Consider the following 2,885-nt stretch of genomic DNA (forward strand, 5'->3'; position numbering starts at 1 on the left):
AAGGTGGGGTCGGGCTGGGTGGGCGTGTGCGGCTGAAAGATCGGGGCTCCGCCCCGGGCCCCGGGGGGCCCCCCCCCCCCCCGCGTTTGGGGGGGCGGCCGGCGGGGGGGCCTAAACCCCACACACCCGGGGGGCCCCGCGGGTGGGGGGGGGCGCGCCCCTCCGTTTCGCCGAACCGCCTGAGGCTTCTCGCTACTCGCGGCGCAGGCTCGGCTTCAGGTCCTTGAAGCGGGCCAGCAGCCCGTTCACGAACGAGGGGGACTCGTCCGTCGAGAACTCCTTGGCCAGCTGCACGGCCTCGTCGATGGCCACGGCGTCCGGGGTGTCGTCCACCCAGATCAGCTCGTAGGCACCGAGCCGCAGGATGTTGCGGTCCACGACCGGCATGCGGTCGAGGTCCCAGTCCACGGCGTAGGTGACGATCAGGTCGTCGATCCGGTTCACCTTGTCGGCGTAACCCTCGACGAGATCCATCGTGAAGGCGCTGACCGGCGGCTGCCGGTCGTCCGACCGGGCGTGGCGGATCCAGTCCGCGAGGACCTCGCGCACGGGCACCCCGCGCTGGTCGGCCTCGAACAGGATCTGGAAAGCGCGCTTGCGCGCGTTGCTCCGGGCAGCCACGGTTAGCTGTTCACCCGGCCGAGGTAGTCGCTGGTGCGGGTGTCGACCTTGACCTTCTCGCCGATGTTGACGAAGAGCGGGACCTGGATCTCGTGGCCCGTCTCCAGCGTGGCCGGCTTGGTGCCGCCGGTGGAGCGGTCGCCCTGGACGCCCGGGTCGGTGTGCTGGATGACCAGCTCGACGGCGGCCGGCAGCTCGACGTAGAGCACCTCGCCCTCGTGGCGGGCCACGGAAGCGGTGAAGCCCTCGATCAGGAAGTTGGCGGCGTCGCCGACAGCCTTCTTGTCGACCATCAGCTGGTCGTAGGTCTCCATGTCCATGAAGACGAAGTACTCGCCGTCCATGTACGAGAACTGCATGTCGCGGCGGTCGATGGTGGCCGTCTCGACCTTCGTGCCGGCGTTGAACGTCTTGTCGACGACCTTGCCGGACATCACGCTCTTCAGCTTGGTGCGCACGAAGGCCGGGCCCTTGCCGGGCTTGACGTGCTGGAACTCGACGACGGACCAGAGCTGGCCGCCTTCGAGCTTGAGCACCATGCCGTTCTTGAGGTCGTTCGTGGAAGCCACGGTTGCGGAATCTCCTGCACTGGAAGACCACGGGTGCGCGCACAGTCCGGCGACGCGGACTAGAGCGCGAGCAGCTCCTTGGTCGTAATGGTGAGTAGCTCGGGACCGCCGTCCGCCTCGGGGCGTACGACGAGCGTGTCATCGATCCGGACACCTCCCCGGCCCGGGAGGTGAACCCCCGGTTCGACGGTGACCGGCACGCAAGCGTCCAGTTTACCCATTGCCGTCGGTGCAAGCTGCGGGTCCTCGTCGATTTCGAGGCCGACGCCGTGTCCGGTCGACGGAGCGAGGGCTTCGCCGTGGCCTGCGGAGTCCAGTACGGAGCGCGCGGCGTGGTCCACGTCCCGGTACGCGGCCCCCGGCAGCAGGGCCTCGCGCCCTGCGCGCTGCGCGGCGAAGACGAGGTCGTACAGCTCGATCTGCCAGTCCGCGGGGGTGGTGCCGATCACGAAGGTGCGGCCGATCTCGCACCGGTAGCCGCGGTAGTTGGCGCCGAGGCAGACGGAGAGGAAGTCGCCCTCCTCTACCCGCCGGTCGGAGGGCCGGTGCCGGGAGCGGCCGGAGTGCGGGCCGGTGCCCACGGAGGTCGGGAAGGCGGGCCCGTCGGCCCCGTGGTCGACGAGGCGGCGCTCCAGCTCCAGGGCGAGGTGCCGTTCGGTGCGTCCGACGAGGATGGACTCCAGCAGCTCGCCGAGGGCCTGGTCGGCGATCTCGGCGGCGATGCGGAGGCAGGCGATCTCCTCCTCGTCCTTGACGAGGCGCTGCTGTTCGACGGCGGTGCCGAGGTCCGAGAGGCGGAGCTTGGGTGCCACGGAGCGCAGGGCCCGGTGCCGGGCCACGGTGAGGTGGTGCTCCTCCACCGCCAGGGACTCGGCCCGCAGTGAGGCGGCCATGTCGCCGGCCGCGACGGCCGGGTCGCCGCCGGCACTCGCCAGCACGGAGACGCGGAGCCGGTCGTCGAGGCGGCCCTCGTCGGCCTCGCCGGTGGGTGCGGTGCCGCAGAACATCACGTCCTCGACGGGCCCGACGAACAGCACGGCGCCGAGCGGGGAGGCCCCGGAGAGGTAGCGGACGTTCGCCGGACGCGTGATCAGTGCGGCGGCGTTCCCCGCGGCGGCGCAGCGGTCGCGAAGCATGTCCCGGCGGGCGGCGTACACGTCTGACATGTCTTCGAGCGTACGAGTGCCTCGCGCATCCGGCCTGATGAGCGCGTCCGGACGGGGCCGGTGGGGCTTCGGCGGGTCTTGCGCCTCAAACGCCGGCGGGGCTGGGTTTGTCCCCCTCGGGCGGGGCCGGAGCGGGGGTTGGGGCGGTGCCCCTCCGGAGTGTCTCCTCGTCCTCGCGCACGAAGGCCGGCTGCGTGGCGTAAGCCCAGGTTGCGCGCTCGTCCTGCGGGGACCCTCCTGCGTGTCCCCACCCCAACCCCCACTCCGCCCCCGCCCGGCCCGCGCTTCGAATCGACTCCCCCCGCACCGGGCCCGGGCCTGCGTGTCCCCACCCCAAGCCCCACTCCGGCCACGCCCGGCGCGGCTTCGAATCAACTCCCCAGCACCCGGGACGGGGTCCTGGGGCCTGCGGGGGGAGCGGGGGCGCGCAGGGACGTCCCCGCAGGACGAGCGCGCAACCAAAGCAGCACGCCGTGACAGGGCTTGGTGCGCGAGGACGAGGAGACGTCCCGGAGGGACCCCGCGGACA

The 2,885-nt window shown here is 71.8% G+C and carries 3 protein-coding genes; all 3 read right to left on the minus strand.

What is annotated here, in order from left to right; genetic code table 11:
* Nucleotides 1-192: 192 nt before the first annotated feature.
* The 3 genes from nusB to ACFWBN_RS34895 are packed head-to-tail and all read right to left on the minus strand — an operon-like array spanning nucleotide 193 to nucleotide 2,356.
* Nucleotides 193-621, minus strand: coding sequence for a transcription antitermination factor NusB (nusB, locus tag ACFWBN_RS34885; RefSeq protein ID WP_385184143.1), 429 nt, complete (start codon nucleotides 619-621; stop codon nucleotides 193-195).
* A gap of 2 nt (nucleotides 622-623) precedes the next feature.
* Nucleotides 624-1,190 (minus strand): elongation factor P, encoded by a 567-nt coding sequence (gene efp / locus ACFWBN_RS34890; protein WP_385184146.1) that lies wholly within the window; start codon nucleotides 1,188-1,190, stop codon nucleotides 624-626.
* 59 nt (nucleotides 1,191-1,249) lie between these two features.
* Nucleotides 1,250-2,356, minus strand: coding sequence for an aminopeptidase P family protein (locus ACFWBN_RS34895; RefSeq protein WP_385184149.1), 1,107 nt, complete (start codon nucleotides 2,354-2,356; stop codon nucleotides 1,250-1,252).
* Between the last annotated feature and the right edge of the window lie 529 nt (nucleotides 2,357-2,885).

The organism is Streptomyces sp. NPDC059989, assembly GCF_042736975.1.
GTDB lineage: Bacteria > Actinomycetota > Actinomycetes > Streptomycetales > Streptomycetaceae > Streptomyces.